The 17,502-nt window shown below is 69.9% G+C and carries 14 protein-coding genes; 10 read left to right on the top strand and 4 right to left on the bottom strand.

Going from position 1 to position 17,502, the window contains the following annotated elements; all coding sequences use genetic code 11:
- Window positions 1–546 precede the first annotated feature (546 nt).
- Genes ACI3ET_RS15090 through ACI3ET_RS15080 form a run of 3 tightly spaced genes read left to right on the top strand, consistent with a single transcriptional unit; the run spans window position 547 to window position 3,399 of the window.
- On the top strand, window positions 547–1,008 hold the full coding sequence (locus tag ACI3ET_RS15090; RefSeq protein WP_405033898.1) for a hypothetical protein: 462 nt from the start codon (window positions 547–549) through the stop codon (window positions 1,006–1,008).
- Complete coding sequence (locus ACI3ET_RS15085) at window positions 1,005–2,675, top strand: glycosyltransferase (RefSeq protein ID WP_405033897.1); 1,671 nt, start codon at window positions 1,005–1,007, stop codon at window positions 2,673–2,675. Before ACI3ET_RS15090 ends, ACI3ET_RS15085 begins: the two co-directional genes overlap by 4 nt.
- On the top strand, window positions 2,563–3,399 hold the full coding sequence (locus tag ACI3ET_RS15080) for a hypothetical protein (RefSeq protein WP_405033896.1): 837 nt from the start codon (window positions 2,563–2,565) through the stop codon (window positions 3,397–3,399). The genes ACI3ET_RS15085 and ACI3ET_RS15080 overlap by 113 nt, the downstream gene beginning before the upstream one ends.
- 90 nt (window positions 3,400–3,489) lie before the next feature.
- Here the strand turns inward: ACI3ET_RS15080 and ACI3ET_RS15075 are convergent, their stop codons facing one another.
- Genes ACI3ET_RS15075 through wecB form a run of 3 tightly spaced genes read right to left on the bottom strand, consistent with a single transcriptional unit; the run spans window position 3,490 to window position 5,533 of the window.
- Complete coding sequence (locus ACI3ET_RS15075) at window positions 3,490–3,657, bottom strand: hypothetical protein (protein ID WP_405033894.1); 168 nt, start codon at window positions 3,655–3,657, stop codon at window positions 3,490–3,492.
- Window positions 3,657–4,382, bottom strand: a complete 726-nt coding sequence (locus ACI3ET_RS15070; RefSeq protein WP_405033893.1) for a class E sortase — start codon at window positions 4,380–4,382, stop codon at window positions 3,657–3,659. Before ACI3ET_RS15070 ends, ACI3ET_RS15075 begins: the two co-directional genes overlap by 1 nt.
- Window positions 4,382–5,533 (bottom strand): non-hydrolyzing UDP-N-acetylglucosamine 2-epimerase, encoded by a 1,152-nt coding sequence (gene wecB, locus ACI3ET_RS15065; RefSeq protein ID WP_405033892.1) that lies wholly within the window; start codon window positions 5,531–5,533, stop codon window positions 4,382–4,384. The genes ACI3ET_RS15070 and wecB overlap by 1 nt, the downstream gene beginning before the upstream one ends.
- A gap of 447 nt (window positions 5,534–5,980) precedes the next feature.
- Between wecB and ACI3ET_RS15060 the strand changes: the two genes are divergently transcribed.
- From ACI3ET_RS15060 to ACI3ET_RS15035, 6 genes are all read left to right on the top strand, one after another.
- On the top strand, window positions 5,981–6,277 hold the full coding sequence (locus tag ACI3ET_RS15060; RefSeq protein ID WP_405033891.1) for a hypothetical protein: 297 nt from the start codon (window positions 5,981–5,983) through the stop codon (window positions 6,275–6,277).
- A 326-nt stretch (window positions 6,278–6,603) separates the two neighbouring features.
- Complete coding sequence (locus tag ACI3ET_RS15055; RefSeq protein WP_405033890.1) at window positions 6,604–8,205, top strand: hypothetical protein; 1,602 nt, start codon at window positions 6,604–6,606, stop codon at window positions 8,203–8,205.
- A 4-nt stretch (window positions 8,206–8,209) separates the two neighbouring features.
- Window positions 8,210–11,473 carry an ATP-binding protein gene (locus ACI3ET_RS15050; protein WP_405033889.1) on the top strand — a complete coding sequence of 1,088 codons (3,264 nt, stop codon included), beginning with the start codon at window positions 8,210–8,212 and terminating at the stop codon, window positions 11,471–11,473.
- A gap of 3 nt (window positions 11,474–11,476) precedes the next feature.
- Window positions 11,477–13,552: an FAD-dependent oxidoreductase gene (locus ACI3ET_RS15045; RefSeq protein WP_405033888.1), complete on the top strand. Its 2,076-nt coding sequence runs from the start codon at window positions 11,477–11,479 to the stop codon at window positions 13,550–13,552.
- Window positions 13,549–14,157 (top strand): hypothetical protein, encoded by a 609-nt coding sequence (locus ACI3ET_RS15040; RefSeq protein ID WP_405033887.1) that lies wholly within the window; start codon window positions 13,549–13,551, stop codon window positions 14,155–14,157. Before ACI3ET_RS15045 ends, ACI3ET_RS15040 begins: the two co-directional genes overlap by 4 nt.
- Entirely contained in the window at window positions 14,154–15,194 is a 1,041-nt protein-coding gene (locus ACI3ET_RS15035) for a polyprenyl synthetase family protein (protein ID WP_405033886.1), read from the top strand. The genes ACI3ET_RS15040 and ACI3ET_RS15035 overlap by 4 nt, the downstream gene beginning before the upstream one ends.
- Before the next feature lie 129 nt (window positions 15,195–15,323).
- Here the strand turns inward: ACI3ET_RS15035 and ACI3ET_RS15030 are convergent, their stop codons facing one another.
- Window positions 15,324–16,196 carry a formate/nitrite transporter family protein gene (locus tag ACI3ET_RS15030; RefSeq protein WP_405033885.1) on the bottom strand — a complete coding sequence of 291 codons (873 nt, stop codon included), beginning with the start codon at window positions 16,194–16,196 and terminating at the stop codon, window positions 15,324–15,326.
- 465 nt (window positions 16,197–16,661) lie between these two features.
- Here ACI3ET_RS15030 and ACI3ET_RS15025 point away from each other — a divergent pair.
- A partial coding sequence (locus ACI3ET_RS15025; RefSeq protein ID WP_405033884.1) for an ice-binding family protein occupies window positions 16,662–17,502 on the top strand: 841 nt, incomplete at its 3' end.

Genomic DNA, 17,502 nt, shown 5'->3' with positions numbered 1-17,502 from the left:
TTCCCGAGCGCTCCGGAGACCGCGCGCAGAGGGCGCCCTCGACATGCGGGAACTGAAAATCTGGTGTATGTCGAGACACGGCATTGTGGCCTTGTGCGGCACGAATGCGCACGGTGGCATGTGCGTCCGTCGGCGGGTTCCGAGGACGATGTAACAGTTTGGCAAAGTGGCGCAGTCTGCCCTCTCTCCTGGGCTACTGTTCACGGGCCGAGTCGGGAACGACATTGAGTCACAAGTGGGGAGTCGCTGCATGTACAAGGTAGGTGGCGGAAGTGCCGTCATAGGTGGGGGAAGCCTCGCATACACCGGCGCCCCTCTTTTCGCATATGCGTTGGTCGGGGTCATGCTTCTGGTAGCTGGACTTCTGGCGTACCGATTCGCTTCAGTCCGCAGCGCCGAGCGCTAGTCGTGGGTAGGCATCGCTCCGAGAACCCTTCTGATCGTGACCTCGACATCGCAAACCGCGGGCCCCTCCTGTCGCCCGGTGGGCAGTCGCACCGGAGGCCCTCGCGAGGCACAGCTGTTGTCCTGTTGTTCGCTGCGGTCGTGCTCCTTCTCGCGGGTCAGGCCGTCAGGTCGTTCGAGGCGTCCGCACAGGCGCTGGTCCTCAACCTGGTGGGTGTGCGCGCTGACGCGCTCGGGCAGGCTGTGATCTTCCCCCTGCAGGGTCGGTGGGTGGGTGTGGCGTTCAGCCTCGGTTGCAGCGTGGCACCGTTGACCGCGCTCTTCCTCGCGGGTTCCGCGGCTGCGGCGTGGATGCGCCCGCTGAGCTATCGGTCGGTGCTGATCGGGGTAGGTGCGCTAGCACTCGTCTTCATGGTCGCCAACCAGTTGAGGATCGCCACCATCGTCGCGATGATGCGCACGATGGGCTTTGAGCGTGGCTACGAGGTCAGTCATATCTTTCTGGGTTCGGCGATCAGCACCATAGGATTCGTCGCTGCCGTCGTCCTCTTTGTGCGGTTGGTGCTTCGTGAGCCGACGGTCCGCACCCCCGGAGCTCTATGAGTCCGCTCGAACTGGGGCCGTGGGTCGATGTCCTGGCTCTCGCGCTGTGCATCACTTTCCTGGGTTACGTCCTGGCGATCCTGCTGCCTTTCATGCGTCAGGAGCCGACGGCTCCCGGTGATCCCGGCACCATGGAGTGGCACCTCCTCGTACCGTGCCTCGACGAGGAGGCGGTGGTTCACCGGACCGTGACCCGGTTGCGGCAGATGCACCCGACTGCGCACGTGTGGGCGATCGACGACGATTCGGGGGATTCGACCCTCGCCATCCTTGAGGGACTTGCCGAGGCGGATCCTCTCGTCCACGTGATCCTCCGCACCGCGCCCGAGGCGAGGCTGGGGAAGGGGGCCGCGCTGAACGCAGGCTGGCGAGAGGTGCGCAGGTATCTGCGCTCGGCCCACGGGCCTGCGTACCGCAGGCTGCGTGAGCGGGTCATCGTGGGAGTCATCGATGCCGACGGTGTGCTGGCCCCCGACGCGTTCGTCGCGCTGAGCGGCCCCTCGATGTTCGGGGACCCGGCTGTCGGCGCTGCGCAGGTGCAGGTGCGGATGGTCAACAGGGGTGTCGACGGCCGGATCGACGCCTCCGACCCGGCGCCTGCTGCACGGCTGAGGCGGTTGCTCGTCACTCTCCAAGATCTGGAGTTCCGCACCGTCATCGCGGCCATGCAGCACCTGCGGCACACGATCGGATCGGTCGGCATGGGCGGGAACGGCCAGTTCACCCGGCTCTCGGTCCTCGACGAGATCGCGCAGGATCACGGCACTCCCTGGCACGGCGCGCTGCTGGAAGACTTCGAGCTGGGCCTGCACGTGTTGCTCACCGGGCGCAGGAACGAGTACTGCAACGACGTCTGGGTCGCGCAGGAGGGGCTGCCCTCCATCCGCTCCCTGGTGCGGCAACGCACCAGGTGGGCACAGGGAGGCATGCAGTGCCTGCGCTACCTGGGCACGGTGCTGCGCTCGCGGCGCATCACCACCCCAGCTGCCCTGGAGATCTGCTACTTCCTGCTGATCCCCTGGACGCAGCTCGTCGGGTCGGTGGTCTACACCGCGGCGTGGGCGTTCGTGCTCAGCTACGCCCTCAGTTCCACCGGGGGAGTCGCTGGCTGGTTCGCCGGTGGGGCGTGGGGGCTGATCCCGCTGATCCTGGTCTTTGGGATCGGGCCCCTGGCCCTCTGGGGCCCGGTCTACCGGCTCAAGGCCGAGCCGGGGACGGGTCGCGTGCAGGCACTGCTGCTCGGCCTGGCGTACTGGTTGTACAGCTACCTCATGATCATCTCCGTGTGGCGGGCCCTGGTCCGCATGGCACGGAGCAGGAGCGACTGGGTCAAGACCGCACGGGTCTACCAGGGATTCCGGGCGGGGACGCTCCCGTCGCAGTACCAGTCCCAACCAACCTCGGCGGGGGTGCCGGCGAGGAAGCCGGCAGCACCGCTCACGCATCTCACCAAGGAGAGACATGACCACCCCGAGAACCAGATCCACCGCGCGACGCCTGGCGCTGGCCACGACCGCCGCCGGCGTGGCGTCCGTGCTGGCCGCCACTGGCGCCATGGGTTCGCCCTACGCGACGCAGGCCAGCGCGACGGCTCTCTACCTCAGCGTCCTGGACCCCGCGCTCGTGGTCGACACCGGGACCGAGGTCGCCGAGAACGACGGGAGTGAGGAGAGCGTCAGCGCGTCCGAGCAGCCGCTGGTCGCGCTCCTGGCCGGGCAGGACGTCCTGAGCGCAGGAGTGCTCGGAGAGGTGGCGGTCGCGAACAACGACGGCACCAGTGCCGCCTGTGCCGGCGTCGCGGGCGAAGGTGGGGCGGTCGAGATCGGGGACCCTGCCGGGTGCGTCACCCCGGGCAACAGCCCCGTCGTGCTCAACCTGGTCGATGTCGCGGGCCTGGTCAGCGCGCGCATCGAGGCCGACGCCATCAGCGCAACCTGTGCCGGCCTGGCCGACGGCACCACGTCGGGTGGCGTCGAGCTGGTCAACGCCCGTCTGATCGTGGAGCAGCCGCTGCTGCTCCCCGACCTCGTCGTCGCCCTGGACACAGACGTGGCCCCGAACACGAACCTGCTGGATGTCCTGGACCCCACCGTGGCTGCCCTTCTCTCACCGCTCGTCGAGGTCATCCTCAACGAGCAGGTGCCGCTCGACCCGGCCGAAGAGGGTGACGGGTACTACGGCGGGTTGTCGGTGACGGCCATCAGCGTGGACGCCCTCGGCGACGCCCTGGCCGATGTCGAGCTTGCCAACGTCACGTGTGGCCCCAGCGCAGACCTGGCCATCGTGCCGGTCGTCCCGCTTGCCGGTGTGCCTGTGGCGCTGGGCACGCTGGCCGTCGTCGGGGCCGGTACGGCACTGATCGCACGTCACCGCCGCGGGTCGGTCGCCTGACCGATCCAGCAGCTGCAGTTGACGCCCGGCGACCCAGCACCGCGGGTCGCCGGGCGTCATCGACGCCCCGGCTGTGACCGGACTCCGAGGTCAGGTGCCGGGGGAGTCCACGGTGCCGTCGTTGAACGGCAGGTGAGGTGCGAGCGCGGGGAAGACGACCTGGAACAGCACCAGCACCGCCGCGACGCCGAGCAGCCCTACCAGCGTGACTCGCAGCCACGTCGGCCCAGGCGTCACCCGCCAGATCCAGCCGTACATCAGCGGCGACCCGTCCGGTTGTCGGCGCGGATCTCGGGGGGAGGTCCTTGGTCACGGGGGACGGACCGCTCCAGCACTGCGTGCGCAACGAGGCGCTCCTCCGCGCTGAACTTGGGGTGGCACGCGGTGAGGACCATCGACGCTACGCTCGCAGACGCCTCAGGGTCCCCAGGGACGGGGGCGAGGACCTGCCAGCGGGTGGGCTCGACCACCTCGAGACCCTCGATGCGGTACACGTGGTAGCCGCCCTCCGTCTCCACGACGATCGGGTCGCCATCCTTCAACTCTTCCAGGTGCCACAGAGGCCGTCCGTAGGTCGTGCGATGGCCGGCCACGGCGAAGTTGCCCACGGCTCCCGGGGCACCAGTGCCCGGGTAGTGCCCCAGCACCCCTTCGTTGAGAACATCGGGGCTCGTTCCCTCCTTGACCACCCGTACCTCACCGATCGTCGGCAGATGGACGACGCCGATCGCCTGGTCGTGCACGATCGACGAGGCGGGCGGTTCCACGACCCGCTCTGGCGCGCGATCCCTCGCGGCGCGTTGGTCCGGGAGTGCCTGCGGTGGGTCGTCCAGCTCGCCACGCACCTGCACCAGCAGATCCTCGGCCTGCGCGTTGGCCTGCACGTCGGTCCACCACCCCTGCCACACGACGAAGAGGAGGGTGAGTGCGCCCAGGGTCACGGCGAGGTCTCCGACCGCCCGCAGCGTCGTCCGTAGCATCATCAGGAGGCCCGACCCGCCGGCAGCAGGGGAGAGAAGTCCTCGGGCCTTGGCCCAAGGTTGAACCAGTGCCGGAGGGCGGCGACGCTGCGGGCGACCGCGCGTCCGTCCCCGTAAGGGTTGACCGCCCGCCCCATCGCATCCCGTGCGGCTTCGTCCCCAAGAAGGCGCGACACCTGCGAGACGATCCGCGCTTCGTCCACCCCCACCAGGCGAACGGTTCCGTACTGCAGAGCCTCCGGGCGTTCGGTGCTTGAGCGCATGACAAGGACGGGCTTGCCCAGGGCCGGACCTTCCTCCTGGACACCACCGCTGTCGGTGAGCACCAAGCTGGCGCGCTGCAGAAGCTGACAGAAGTCGCCATATGTCGCGGGCTCGATGAGGTGGACGTTGGGGGCATCCTCCAGGTGGCGGCGCAGCACTGCAGCAACCTGCGGGTTTGGGTGCAGGGGAAGGACGATGTCGTGGTCGCGGTGGTCTGTGGCGATGGTCGCCACCGCGCGGGCGATCGACTCCATTGCCGCGCCCCAGGACTCGCGACGGTGAGCAGTGACGAGGACGAGCGGCCGGTCGAGGGCAGCCAGGTCCCGAAGTCTGGGGTCGCACCAGGGTCGGTTGGCCGCGATGACGAGGTGCAGAGCGTCGATGACCGAGTTGCCGGTGACGACGATTCGCTCAGGCTCGACACCCGCCCGCAGCAGGTTGTCTCGGTTGCCGCTCGTGGGGGCCAGGTGCAGGGCGGCCACCTGCGTCAGCAGGGCGCGGTTCCCCTCCTCAGGAAATGGCGCCGCCAGGTCCCCCGTGCGCAGTCCCGCCTCGAGGTGAACGACAGGAACTCTGGCGTAGAAGGCGGCTAAGCCCGCCGCCAGTGCAGAGGACGTGTCGCCCTGGACGACGACGGCGTCGGGCCGGACGTCCACGAGGTCCTCGGAGACCCCCTGCAGGGTACGCACGGCAACGTCCACCAGGGTCTGCCCGGGACGGTGGATCTTCAGGTCGTGGTCAGGGACGATGCCGAACACCTGGTTCACCTGGTCCAGAACTTCGCCGTGCTGACCGGTCAGCACGACACGAACCTCAAAGTTGGGGTCTTCGAGCAGCCCCAGAACCAACGGCGCGCACTTGATCGCCTCGGGCCGTGTCCCGTAGACCACTGTGACCCTGCGCGGAATATGCAACGCCACACGCCCCCCTCGTCGATCATTCCTTCGTCGACCGACCTTAACCGAAGCCAGCCTCCCGCCTGCGCAGGGGACCGAGCCGTGTCAGCCGGGCGAGGCTCTGATATTTCGGCGGCAGTGCGCCGCCTGGGTTCGCCGCTGAGGGAGGACAGTGAGCTCGCGTGCTACGGGTGTCGAGGGGGCCCGCTTGGGCGCCGCCCCAATTTTTCCGTTATCTGCCTCACCTGCGCCCTCAATACTGGGAGCTCTTCTCACCCTTGGGGGTGAAACAATTGGTGTGATACCCAAAATTTCCCGAGTACCGTTTGGATTCAGACAGGTCGCGGAATGGCGATCCGTCACGGACGCCCCCGGCCTGCGCTGCACCTGCGCTTTCGATCACGTGCGAGCACAGCACTCGACTTCAACAAAGGACAACTCATGTCGAACACCACTGACCACGCTACCCACAACCACGTCGCTGCCCGTCTGGGCACCGAGACCAAGGCGTCCACGAAGACCACCGAGTTCTTCGTCTACCTGGCCGCCGTCGCCGCCATCGTCATCACGGCCTTCGTCGTCGGGGACAACGGCACCGACGGCGGCGGGGAGGGTGACCCCTTCGGCGCCGAGCAGGCGATGCGTTACATCACCTTCCTCACCATCGGCTACATGATCGCCCGCGGCCTGGCGAAGTCCGGCAGCCGTGAGAGCTTCGCTGCCCGCGACAACGCCTGACGAATCCGCACTCAGCGCTGGCCTCGCGGCCATGGGCCGACGGGCCTGCGAGGGGCCGGCCGACGCACCAGCGTCGGTCGGCCTTCGTCGTTCCACCACAAGGACTCGGTCAGCGCGTCGGTGTCCGCGCGGACATCGCTGACCTGCGGTGACCGGCCGACGACCACCCCGAGGGACGGGTCGACGGTGAGCACCTGCTGGGTGGGACCGACGGATTCACGAAAGACTGTCGACGCAGCCCCCTCTCAGTCGTAGACTCCGAGGAACATCAGGCCGCCGAGAAGGCACCGGTCACTCGGTGGTGGGGACACCAAGGTGGGTGAGCAATGACCGAGCGTCCGACAACGTCGCCCGGCGGGCAGGCCGTGGACGAGCAGCACTCCGCTCTTCTCAGCCTCCATGCCCGCGCCGCCGACCACCTCCCCGACCCTGGCCTGATCCCGGGCTTCCGGCGGGTCGCGACGGGTCCCGCCCTGCGCACGCTGGCGGCGGCATCGACCGACGACGTCCCCGTCTCGGCGCGGCTCGGTGTGCTCGGCGACCTGGCCCGGGCCGGGTTCCCGGAGTGGGAGACCGAGGAGCAGGCCTACCGCGAGCTCGCTGACTCGGTGGCCTCAGCCCGAGACGGCGTTGCCACCGACCACCTCCTGGAGGACCTCAGGCACTCCGCGGGCGAAGATGTGCGGTTCTCCACCCTTCGGTCCGGTCGGGCGCTCCCGCATGAGGAGGCGGCCTTCGTGGGCGAGGACGTCTGCACGGTGCGGACCGTGCAGATCGGTGGTCTCGAAGCCACGTGGGTCTTCTCAGAGTTCGAGACCGACGCGCCGTTCGAGAAGGTCGCCGAGTGGATAGACCCTCGCAACTGGCCCCAGCGGGGACCGTTGCTCTTCAAGGCCATGGACCTCGTCGGGGCGACACGACCGGTGGACCTCGGTCCGCCGGGGGACGTGCACTGGCACGCCATCTTCCGCGAGGAGGTCCAGCTCGTGACCAGGGTGCACACTCTGCTGCACTGTGACTACTGGCGGGAGGGCGACCGCGCGGCCGGCATGACCTACGACCTGGCACTGAGCCTCGACGACGAGATCGACGTGGACCGAGGGTTCCTGCTCGTCAACGACGTGGGGCCTGTGCGCCGTGTCAAGGCCCTGAAGATCGTCGGCTTCAAGAAGTCGCTGTGGGACACGCTCGCCGGCCTGGTCTGCCCGTTCTGGACCGACTGGGTGAAGGCAGCCGTCCAGGGAGGGGGGACCAGCACACCCACGACCCCCGGGCCTGCGACCACGACTGGCGAGGACGTCGACAGCGGCAAGGACCGCTGCCCGTGGTTGGACGCCTCCGAGGAGTGGATCGACTTCATGGGCGAGTCCGCCCGCAGCTATCTCGACCTCTTCGAGGACATGGGCAAGAAGGCCGCGCCCGGCGCCACCACCAAGGACCTGGCGGACAACGGCCGTCGACTCTTCTCCCAGCTGGCCAAGGACTGGGCGCAGGCATGGACCTTCGGGCTGGAGACGATGGGCGAGGTCGCAAAGAAGGGCATGGAGGAGGGGATCTTGCCACCTGACAGCTCACGGACGGGTGCTCAGGCCGCCAGCAGCACCGGCCCCGCCGCCGCACCCGGCGCCCAACCGGCTCAGGTCAGCACCGAGGCCACCGAAGGCACGGTCATCCTCCTGGAGAACCTCGCGACGGAGGACTCTCCGAGCGTCTCCGACCTCGTGTCGATCGAGGCAGGGGGAGCCCTCATCCCGGCGGGCGACATCACCACCGACGTAGAGACGATCGGGGGGACCGCACGCGGGGTGCGCCTGACCGTGCCGACCGGGTCGCTGTCGCCCGGGCTCTACGTCGGGCAGGTCACGTCGCGGCCCGAGGCATCTCCGGTGCCCGTCCAGCTCTACATCTCCCGGTCGAGCCCGGTCTGACGCCGTGGTGGAGGTCGGCACGTCCGCAGAGTCGAGGCTGAGCCGACTGCTCGAGCGGTTGCTGAGCTCGGCGGAGGCGTCGCTGGTGGCCGGTGATCTCGAGCAGGCGCAGGCCACCGCAGAAGAGGTACGAGCGGTCGACGACGACAACGAGCGCGCCGCATCGATCCTTGGCCGGGTCGCGGCCCGACGGGCAGGGCCGTGGGGGGAGCGGGCGCTCATGACGCTCCTCTTCTCCGACCTGGTGGGTTCGACGCAGCTCTCGGAGCGGGTGGAGCCCGAGCAGATGCGGGACCTCTTCGCCTTCTACCGGATGACGGCGGGCGAGGCTGTCCAGCGCTACGGCGGTTCGCTCATCCAGTTCTACGGAGACGGGGTCCTCGCCGGGTTCGGCTACCCCCGGCCCCACGAGGACGACGCCCGCCGTGCGGTGCTCGCCGGGCTCGACATGGTCGTGGCGATGCACGACGGACGAGCAGAGCTGCAGCGCCGGGTCGGCGCCTCGGCCGACGTGCGCGTCGGCATCCACACCGGCCGGGTCGTCGTCACCGGCCAACGGGGGGAGGCCGCGCTCAGCGCCGGGGACTCCATCCTGGGTGTGACCCCCAACCTCGCGGCCCGGATCCAGGGCGTCGGGGAGCCGGGCACGGTGATCATCAGCGACGTCACCCGGCAGCTCGTCGACGCCGACTTCTTCCTGCGTTCGCTCGGCGAGCGTCAGCTGCGCGGGATCTCCCGCCCGGTGGAGATCTTCGCCGTCGAACGCCCGCGGTACGCCGCTGCCCGGTTCACCGCAGACCGATACCGGCAGGCCGGTCTCGTCGGACGGGAGGAGCCGGCCCACCGGATGCTCACCGCGTGGGAGGCGGTCCTTCAGCACCCGGCGCAGCCCGGAGCCTTCTTCCTCGTCGCCGGCGAGGCGGGCATCGGCAAGTCCCGCCTCGTCGTCGAGCTGCTCGACCGGGTGCAGGCAGGAGGAGGCGAGGTGCTCGGGGCGGGATGCCTGCCCTACTACGCCAACGTCCCCCTGTGGCCGGTGGCCAGGATGCTGGAGCGCACGCTCGGGGTCGCGGACCTCCCAGGGGACAGCGCCACGGTGCGGGCCACGCTGGAGCGGCACCTTGACTCGCTCGGTCTGGAAGTGGCGGGCTTCGTGCCCGTCCTGGGCCCGCTCCTGCAACTCCCCGCGGACCCGGCCTACCCCGCTCTCGAGCTCGACCCGAGCGCCCTTCTCGAGCTCACCCTGGTACGCCTCGTGGAGTGGATGGGCGCCCTGGCGGCACGGACCCCCCACCTCCTCGTCGTGGAGGACCTGCACTGGGCCGACCCGTCGACCATCGAGCTGCTGCACCGGGTGGTCGGCCAGGCTCCGCCGTCCCTCCTCACGGTGGCCACGACCCGTGAACCCGGCAGCGTGCCGTGGCGCGGAGACGTCGACGTCGTCGAGCTGAGACGACTGGACGACACGGCCGCGCGGCAGTTGGTCGGCAACCTCATCCTTGGCCGGGAGCTTGACGAAGAACACTGCGCCGAGATCGTCGAGCAGGCCGAGGGCAACCCCTTGTTCGTCGAGGAGCTCACCCGCTCGTGGCTGGCGGAGAGCCGCACCGAGCCCATGCCCCTACGGTTGCAGGAGCTCTTCACATGGCGCCTGAGGGCTCCCGGGGTCAACCTGCGGGTCGTCCAGGTCGCGGCCACCATCGGGCCGGCCTTCCGGGCCTCCGTCGTCTCGGCGGTCGTCGGGGACGCAGAGGTGGTGGAGGCACAGATCCGGCTTCTTGTCGACGAGGGCATTGTCGAGCCTGCCCCCACCGCGGGCGCCTACCGGTTCCGGCACGCCCTCATGCGCGACGCCGCCTATGAGACCCAGGTGCTCGACGTGCGGCGCAGCACGCACGCCTCCGTCGCTGACGTGATGACCGAGATGGGCAACGAGCCCGCGCTGGTGGCGGCCCACCTGGACCTGGCCGGTCTCGACGTCCGGGCAGCGGCCACCTACGTGGTGGCGGCGCAGGCGTCCCAGGCTCGGGGTGCGCACACGGAGGCGACCCGGCTGCTGTCCCGGGCGGTGGAGCTCTACGAGGCCATGCCCACTTCCGAGGAGCGGGACCTCGGCGAGCTCGGAGCGAGGATGCTCAGAGTCTTCAGCGTGAGCTCCGTGCGCGGGTATGCCGCACCGGAGGTCAAGGCCGACCATGCCCGGGCCGAGGAGCTCGCCGAAGGTCTCGGCCCCAGGCCCGAGGTGCTGCCGTCGGTGGTCGGTATCTACGCCTACCGGCTCACCAACGGCGACGTCCCCACAGCCCTCGGTCTGACCCAGCGGCTCCTGACGATGACGCGTGACCCGGCCTTCTCCTGGTTCCAGCCCGAGGTCGACGACTGCGCCGGGTTCGTGCAGCTCTATCTCGGCAACCTCGCGGCGGCCCAGAGCTTGCTGGAGCGCTCGGTGAGCGGGTTTCGGGCCCGGCCGCAGGACGCCGAGATCGTCTCGCCCTACTGGCCCCTACCCAACGACCCGCTCGCGGCCGCGGAGATGGGGCTGGCCTGCATCGCGTCCCTGCGCGGTGAGGACGCCGCAGCCGCCAGGCACGAGGAGGAGGCGATCCGACGGGCTGAGGAGGTGGGTTTCCCCCGTGGCCCGTTCACCGTCGGCTTCGTCAAGACCTACGCCGCCTGGGTCCGCCAGTTCCGGGGGGAGGACGACGAGGCACGCGCACTCGGTGCCGAGGTGGTGGCGATCGGTCAGAAGCACGGGTACGCGTACTGGGTCGTGCTCGGGTCTGCCTACGTCAGCGGGCGACCCGACGACGCGCCCAGCCGACGTTTCCTGGAGGACACCGTCGGGACGCTCCGGCTCATGGGCCACGAAGCCTTCCTCGCCTCGTTTCTGCTCTCCCTGGCCAGGATGACGGCTCAGGCCGGGGACGCGCAGCGCGCCCACGAGCTGATCAACGACGCGTTGCAGGTCGCCCACAAGACCGGGGAGATGCTGCACGTGCCTGAGATCCTGCGCCGCCGGGCCGCGTTCTCGTCGGCCCGGGGGGGCGAGTCCGACGAGACGGCCGCGGACCTCGTCGCGGCTGTCGCCGTCGCGACCGAGCAGGGTGCCGTCGTCTCCCGGTTGCGGGCGGCCGTCGACCTCGCCCACGTGGCAGTGGAGCACCGGCCACCGGACTGGTTGGACCTGCTGACGGCGGCCAGGAGCGCGGTGCCGAGGACCTTCACCTCCGCCGAGACCGTCGCCGCCGACCTGATCCTGTCCGGCTGACCCATGGCCGGGGAACGGGTCGTCGTCCTCGGTGGCGGCATGGCGGGTCTGACCACCGCCTGGGAGCTGACGTCCGGGCCCTGGCGGGATCGGTTCGAGTCCGTCACCGTCTACCAGCGCGGGTGGCGACTGGGGGGCAAGGGGGCCAGCAGCAGGGGCGAGCACGCCCGTATCGAGGAGCACGGCCTGCACGTGCTCCTGGGCTACTACGACGCGACCTTCCGGGTGATGCGGGAGGTCTACGCCGAGCTCGACCGCGGCACCACCGACCCGGCCTGTCCGCTGCGCACCTGGCGCGACGCCTTCGTCCCGTCCGGGGACATCGGCCTCGTCGACCGCCACGGGTCGACCCTGACGCCCTTCGTCACCCGTCTCACCGGCAACGACCTGCTCCCTGGAGAGCTCGGCGCCGAGGACCGACCGCTCCGGCCGATGGACGTCGCCGTGCGCGCGGTGAGACTCCTCGCGGACTTCCACGGCGTGCTCCGCGGGTCGGACGCGGCGGCCGAGGTCTACCTCAGCACCTCACCGCGGCCGCGGGGCCCGTCCGTCGACCCCACCCTCCTGCTCCGGGCGGGTGGTCTGACCTCCCTCGCCGCGCTGGCAGAGCTCGTCGAGCGGGGTGCCCACGTCGTCGGCGCCGCTGGCCTCGACGAGAGCATGGTCGGCCCGATCGCCCGGATGCTGCGGGCCTGGCGGGCCGAGATGCGGTCGATCATGCTCAGCAGCGCCGAGGCGCGACGCACGTGGGAGCTGGTCGACCTGGTGTCCGCCACCCTGGTGGGGATGCTCGCCGACGGACTGCTGTCGGGACGCGGCTACGAGCGCATCGACCACCTGGACTACCGGGACTGGCTCGCGCAGCACGGCGCGGCACCGGCGACACTGGACTCACCCATCGTGCGGGGCATGTACGACCTGGCGTTCGCCTACGAGGAGGGCGACCGCTCCAGACCCCGGTTCGCCGCCGGTCTGGGGCTGCAGCTCGCCAGCCGGATGCTCTTCGACTGCAAGGGGGCGATCTTCTGGCGGATGCAGGCCGGGATGGGTGAGGTCGTCTTCGCGCCCCTCTACGAGGCTCTGGTGCGCCGCGGGGTGCAGTTCCGCTTCTTCCGACGCCTCGACCGGCTGCAGCTGTCACCCGGGGGCCGCGACGTCGCCTCGATCGAGCTCACCCGGCAGGCGGAGCCGGCCGCCGGGCGCCTTCAGTATGAGCCGCTCGTACGCCACAAGGGGCTGCCGTGCTGGCCCGCCGGACCCCTCACCGACCAGCTCGAGGGTGAGCCGGGCCCAGATCTGGAGACGCACCCCCCGCTCGCACCCGCCGCCGGCGTCCCAGAGGTGCTCCGTGCCGGTCGGGACTTCGACGTGGGCGTGCTGGCGGTCTCGCTCGGGATGGTGCCGCTCGTCGCCGCCGACCTCGTGGCGACCCTCCCGGCGTGGAAGCTGATGACCACCGAGGTCGCCACCGTGGCCACGATGGCCGCCCAGCTGTGGCTGGAGGTCCCGGAGGCGGACCTCGGCTGGCGCGGGCCGACCGGCGTCACGTTGAGCGGGTTCGGAGACACCTTCGACACGTGGGCGTCGATGCCGCACCTCTTGCCGCGCGAAGGCTGGCCCACGTCCGCGCCGCCCCAGGCCTTGGCCTACTTCTGCGGCGCGATGCCGGAGGCCCCGGACGCCGCCACCGGGGAGCGGTTCGTCCGCGAGACCCTGACACGCTTCCTCGACGAAGAGGTGAGCGGCCTGTGGCCGGAGGCGGTCGACGGGGCAGGTTTTCGTTGGGACCTGCTGCGCGACGACGAGGGGCGACACGGTGCGGACCGGCTGGCAGCGCAGTACCTGCGCGCCAACCTGGACCCGTCCGACCGCTACGTCCAGTCACTGCCGGGGACCGGTCCGCACCGGATGGCCCCCGACGGCACGGGGCTGACCAACCTGGCCGTCGCCGGCGACTGGACGGCGTGCGGACTGGACGCCGGTTGCCTCGAGGCTGCGGTCCGGTCGGGAGTGCTTGCGGCCCGTGCCATCCGGTCCGGAGCGCTGCGGGCCGACCCGCATCCGGAGGGGGCGGCGTGAGCGTCGGCAGCGAGGCCGCAGCCCGCGCCCTACATCTCATCAGCGAGGTGCAGGCCTTCGGTCTGGCCTCTGCTGCCGCTGTCGCCGAGCGTTACATCCAGACGGTCGACGGCTACCTCGGGCAGCGGCCTCGCCCGGGGACCGACGCGTCCGACGACGACCCCGCCGGCAGCCCCCTGTCGAGGAACGCCGAGCGGATGGTGCGGGCCGGGTCGGCGTCGTTCGACCTCCTCGGGGCGCTCCTGGTCACGGGTGAGGCACCGCCGGCCACCGGAGGTGAGGCCCTGGACCTGCCGCCGACCAGCCCCGGTGGGCGGTCCCAGGCATCCGCGTGGGTGCACAACCCCACGACGGTCCCGGTCTGGGCGACGGTCCGCGTGAGCAGCCTGGGGTCGTCCGGTGGGTACCTGCTGCCCCCCGGGGCGGTCGAGGTGGAGCCCGCGGGTGCCGCATACGTCGACGCGGGCGGGTCCGCCGAGATCACGGTGCGGATCCTGGTGCCGCAGGGCACACCGCCGGAGCACTTCCACGCGCTGGTGACCAGCACGTCGACCCCGCGCCAGGCCCTGCCTCTCCATCTCGAGGTGCTGGCAGGAGAGCGATGAGCCTGAGCACGCCCTCGCACGAGTTCGTCGATCGCCTGGAGCGCTACGGCGGGGCCGCCCGTCGGGCCGCGGCCTCCTACCTCGACGGCGACGGCCTCTCGCCCTACCTGCTGGCTCCCGCCGGTGAGTACCTCGACCGTGGTGGCAAGGGACTGCGTCCGGCGCTGTGCCTGGCGACCTGCTCCGCCTTCGGAGGGCAGGAGGACCACGCTGTCCCCTCGGCCGCGGCCATCGAGCTCATCCACACCGCTCTGCTGGTGCACGACGACGTCGAGGACGACAGCGAGCTACGCCGGGGGGAGCCGACGTTGCACCGCCGCTACGGCAGGGCCCTGGCGATCAACGCGGGAGACGGCCTGGCCGTGGTCGCGCTGGGTGCGCTGCGCGAGAACGAGCGGCTGCTGGGTCCACGCCTGGCGGCCCGGGTCTGGTCCGAGTTCGACGTCATGGCGCGTCAGACGGTGAACGGTCAGGCGCGCGAGCTGGGGTGGCAGCGCGACGGATGCATCGACCTCGGTCCGGACGACTACCTCGACCTCATCATGCAGAAGACCTGTTGGTACACCACCCTGCTGCCACTGCGCGTGGGGGCGCTCATCGGCGCCCGGGGAGAGGTTGACCCCACGCTGATGATGCGCTTCGGCTTCTTCCTGGGGGCGGCCTTCCAGATCCGTGACGACGTGCTGAACCTCACCGGGTCCGAGGCTGTGTACGGCAAGGAGGCTCTGGGGGACCTCCGGGAGGGCAAGCGCACGCTCATGCTGATCCACCTGCTGGCCTCGGCGGCTCCGGGCGACCGCGACCGGGTGGTCCGCTTCCTGGCACTGGAACCCGGCCAGCGTTCTGTCGAGATCGTCGCTCCGATCATCAGCATGATGCGCGACCACGGCAGCATCGAGTTCGCGGACGAGTTCGGCCGGGGCATCGCCCGGGCTGCAGCGCTGGCTTTCGAGGAGGCGTTCGGCGGGTTGCCCGACTCCCCGGCGCGGCGTTTCGTCCGTGACGTGATCCCCTACATGACCGAGCGCGACCGGTGAGGCAGCAGCACGGCTCTGGATCTTCGCTCGGGTTTCGCAGGGCCGGGCGCCGGGCCGAGGAACGCCCCCAAGCGCGTGCCCGGGTCCCTCAGCACAAGGTCTTCCTCGACCCATCTCGCAGCGGCAAGCTCAGCGGGCGTCGGACCCCTCCTTCTCGACCCGGTTGTCCGGCCCCGGCGCCTCCGGCAGCTCGCTGGCGCGCACCAGTCGCAACGCCGTGACGAAGACCAGGCCGCCCAGCACGTTGAGGGGCACGACATACCAGAACCAGGCCAGCCACTCGGCATACGAGACCGAGCCTTCGGCGTGGATCGCGCCGAAGATGATGATCGAGTCCAGGACGGAGTGGAACAGGCTCAGCCCTGCCAGGAGGAAGCCGGCCGAGAAGGCTGCGACCACCTTCACCCCGTCCGAGTCGGTCCCCTCCTGCATCCGCGTCAGGACGGTGATGACGATGCCGCCGAGCAGGGACAGCGCGACCGCCCGGACGTCCAGCGGCGCGTCGACGAAGTGTCGTGCACGCTCGGTCAGCACCTCGCCGAACTCAGGGAAGGCCTGCACGACAAGCCACATGAACACCCAGCCGCCGACGAGGTTCGTCAGGAGCGTGACCCCCCAGAGCCGCAGCAGCTGCAGCGTCGTTCCCCGCCGGGCGAAGAGGGCCATGATCGGCAGAAGGAAACCCTCGGTGAACAGCTCGCTGTGCGCCAGGTACAGCGCCACGAGGCCGATCCCGAAGGCCAGCCCGGCCAGGAGGTGGTTGTCCGTCTCGTGCAGCACCGCGAGATAGGCCAGGATCCCAAGGCCGATCTCCATACCCCCGAAGAGACCGGTCGTGATGAGGACCCGCCAGCTGCGGTGCAGCCGCTCGGCTCCCTTCTCGACGGTTCCCCGGAACGACTCGACGACCTCCTCCTCGACACGGACGGCGGCAGGGTCGACCTGCCCCTCGCTGTCCTTGGCGACCTGGTTGTCCGTGGGTCGTCCGGGCGTCTCGCCCATGGTGCCTCCTGAGTGCTGGGTGCCCCATGCTAGGGCGGCCGGCTCCGCACGGGGGAGGCGTCGCGCCGCCGGATGACCAGCAGACGGCTCGGGTCGACGGGACGGCGTCCACGACCTGTCAAATCTTGACCAAACCTGTCAAATCTTGACCAGAACCTGGGCTAATGCATGTGAAAGTAGCGGTAAGATGTCCGTGCCGTTAATACCGTACGTCGACCGTCATCAAATGCGCATCGCACGGTCTGGCAGACGGCTCCACGGAAATTGACATCGGACGCGCTTCGTGTTCGAATTGCCGTCCTGCTCGTTCCTCGCCTTGCTCAGTCTGGGGCATCAATGCCATCACACGCCGTCGCTCAACAATCCTTCGTCCCTCGTAAGTTTTTCGCGATGCTGCTCGGCCTGGGTATCACGCTGGCGCTTGTCGTGGCGACAGGGGTTGGTCCAGTCTCCGCCGTGGAGCGCGTGGGACTCGGGACCGCGGCCAGTTATGCCGTTCTTGGTGGCTCGACGGTGACGAACACCGGCCCTTCGGTGATCAACGGGGACCTGGGCGTCTTCCCTGGTACCGCCATCACAGGATTTCCTCCCGGCCTGGTGAACGGTGAGGTGCACCCGGGCGACGCGGTTGCCAACACGGCCCAGGACGACTTGACGACTGCCTACAACGACGCTGCGGGACGCCCGACCGACGTGACTGTCACGGCGGACCTGGCGGGGCAGACGCTCACACCAGGGGTCTACACCGGGGCCACGCTCGCCCTCAACGGACAGCTGACCCTTGACGGAGCGAACGAGACGGACCCGGTCTTCATCTTCCAGTCCGCCAGCACCCTGATCACGGGGTCGAGCAGCTCGATCGTGTTCATCAACGGTGCGAACGCCTGCGACGTCTTCTGGCAGGTCACAAGTTCGGCGACCATCGGAACCACCACCGCCTTCGCCGGGACGGTCATGGCGCTCACGTCCATCACCGCTACCACCGGAGCGACGGTCCAGGGTCAACTGCTAGCCCGCAACGGGGCGGTCACCCTCGACACCAACACGATCACGGTCCCCTCGTGCACCGATGAGCCGGTCCCGACCGAGCCGGAGCCGACCGAGCCGGTCCCGACCGAGCCGGTCCCGACCGAGCCGGTCCCGACCGAGCCGGTCCCGACCGAGCCGGTCCCGACCGAGCCGGTCCCGACCGAGCCGGTCCCGACCGAGCCGGTCCCGACCGAGCCGCAGCCCACCGAGCCGCAGCCCACCGAGCCGCAGCCCACCGAGCCGCAGCCCACCGAGCCGCAGCCCACCGAGCCGCAGC

The sequence above is a fragment of the Ornithinimicrobium jinqii genome, from assembly GCF_045032595.1.
GTDB lineage: Bacteria > Actinomycetota > Actinomycetes > Actinomycetales > Dermatophilaceae > Ornithinicoccus.
This window is presented reverse-complemented; position numbering and strand designations above follow the sequence as displayed.

What these genes read in the sequence shown, in the direction of transcription:
- ACI3ET_RS15035 (WP_405033886.1), top strand. Translation starts at nt 14,154, where the DNA reads ATGAGCCTGAGCACGCCCTCGCACGAGTTCGTCGATCGCCTGGAGCGC.
- ACI3ET_RS15055 (WP_405033890.1), top strand. Translation starts at nt 6,604, where the DNA reads ATGACCGAGCGTCCGACAACGTCGCCCGGCGGGCAGGCCGTGGACGAG.
- ACI3ET_RS15075 (WP_405033894.1), bottom strand. Translation starts at nt 3,657, where the DNA reads ATGTACGGCTGGATCTGGCGGGTGACGCCTGGGCCGACGTGGCTGCGA.
- ACI3ET_RS15060 (WP_405033891.1), top strand. Translation starts at nt 5,981, where the DNA reads ATGTCGAACACCACTGACCACGCTACCCACAACCACGTCGCTGCCCGT.
- ACI3ET_RS15085 (WP_405033897.1), top strand. Translation starts at nt 1,005, where the DNA reads ATGAGTCCGCTCGAACTGGGGCCGTGGGTCGATGTCCTGGCTCTCGCG.
- ACI3ET_RS15030 (WP_405033885.1), bottom strand. Translation starts at nt 16,196, where the DNA reads ATGGGCGAGACGCCCGGACGACCCACGGACAACCAGGTCGCCAAGGAC.
- ACI3ET_RS15080 (WP_405033896.1), top strand. Translation starts at nt 2,563, where the DNA reads ATGGGTTCGCCCTACGCGACGCAGGCCAGCGCGACGGCTCTCTACCTC.
- ACI3ET_RS15045 (WP_405033888.1), top strand. Translation starts at nt 11,477, where the DNA reads ATGGCCGGGGAACGGGTCGTCGTCCTCGGTGGCGGCATGGCGGGTCTG.
- ACI3ET_RS15070 (WP_405033893.1), bottom strand. Translation starts at nt 4,382, where the DNA reads ATGATGCTACGGACGACGCTGCGGGCGGTCGGAGACCTCGCCGTGACC.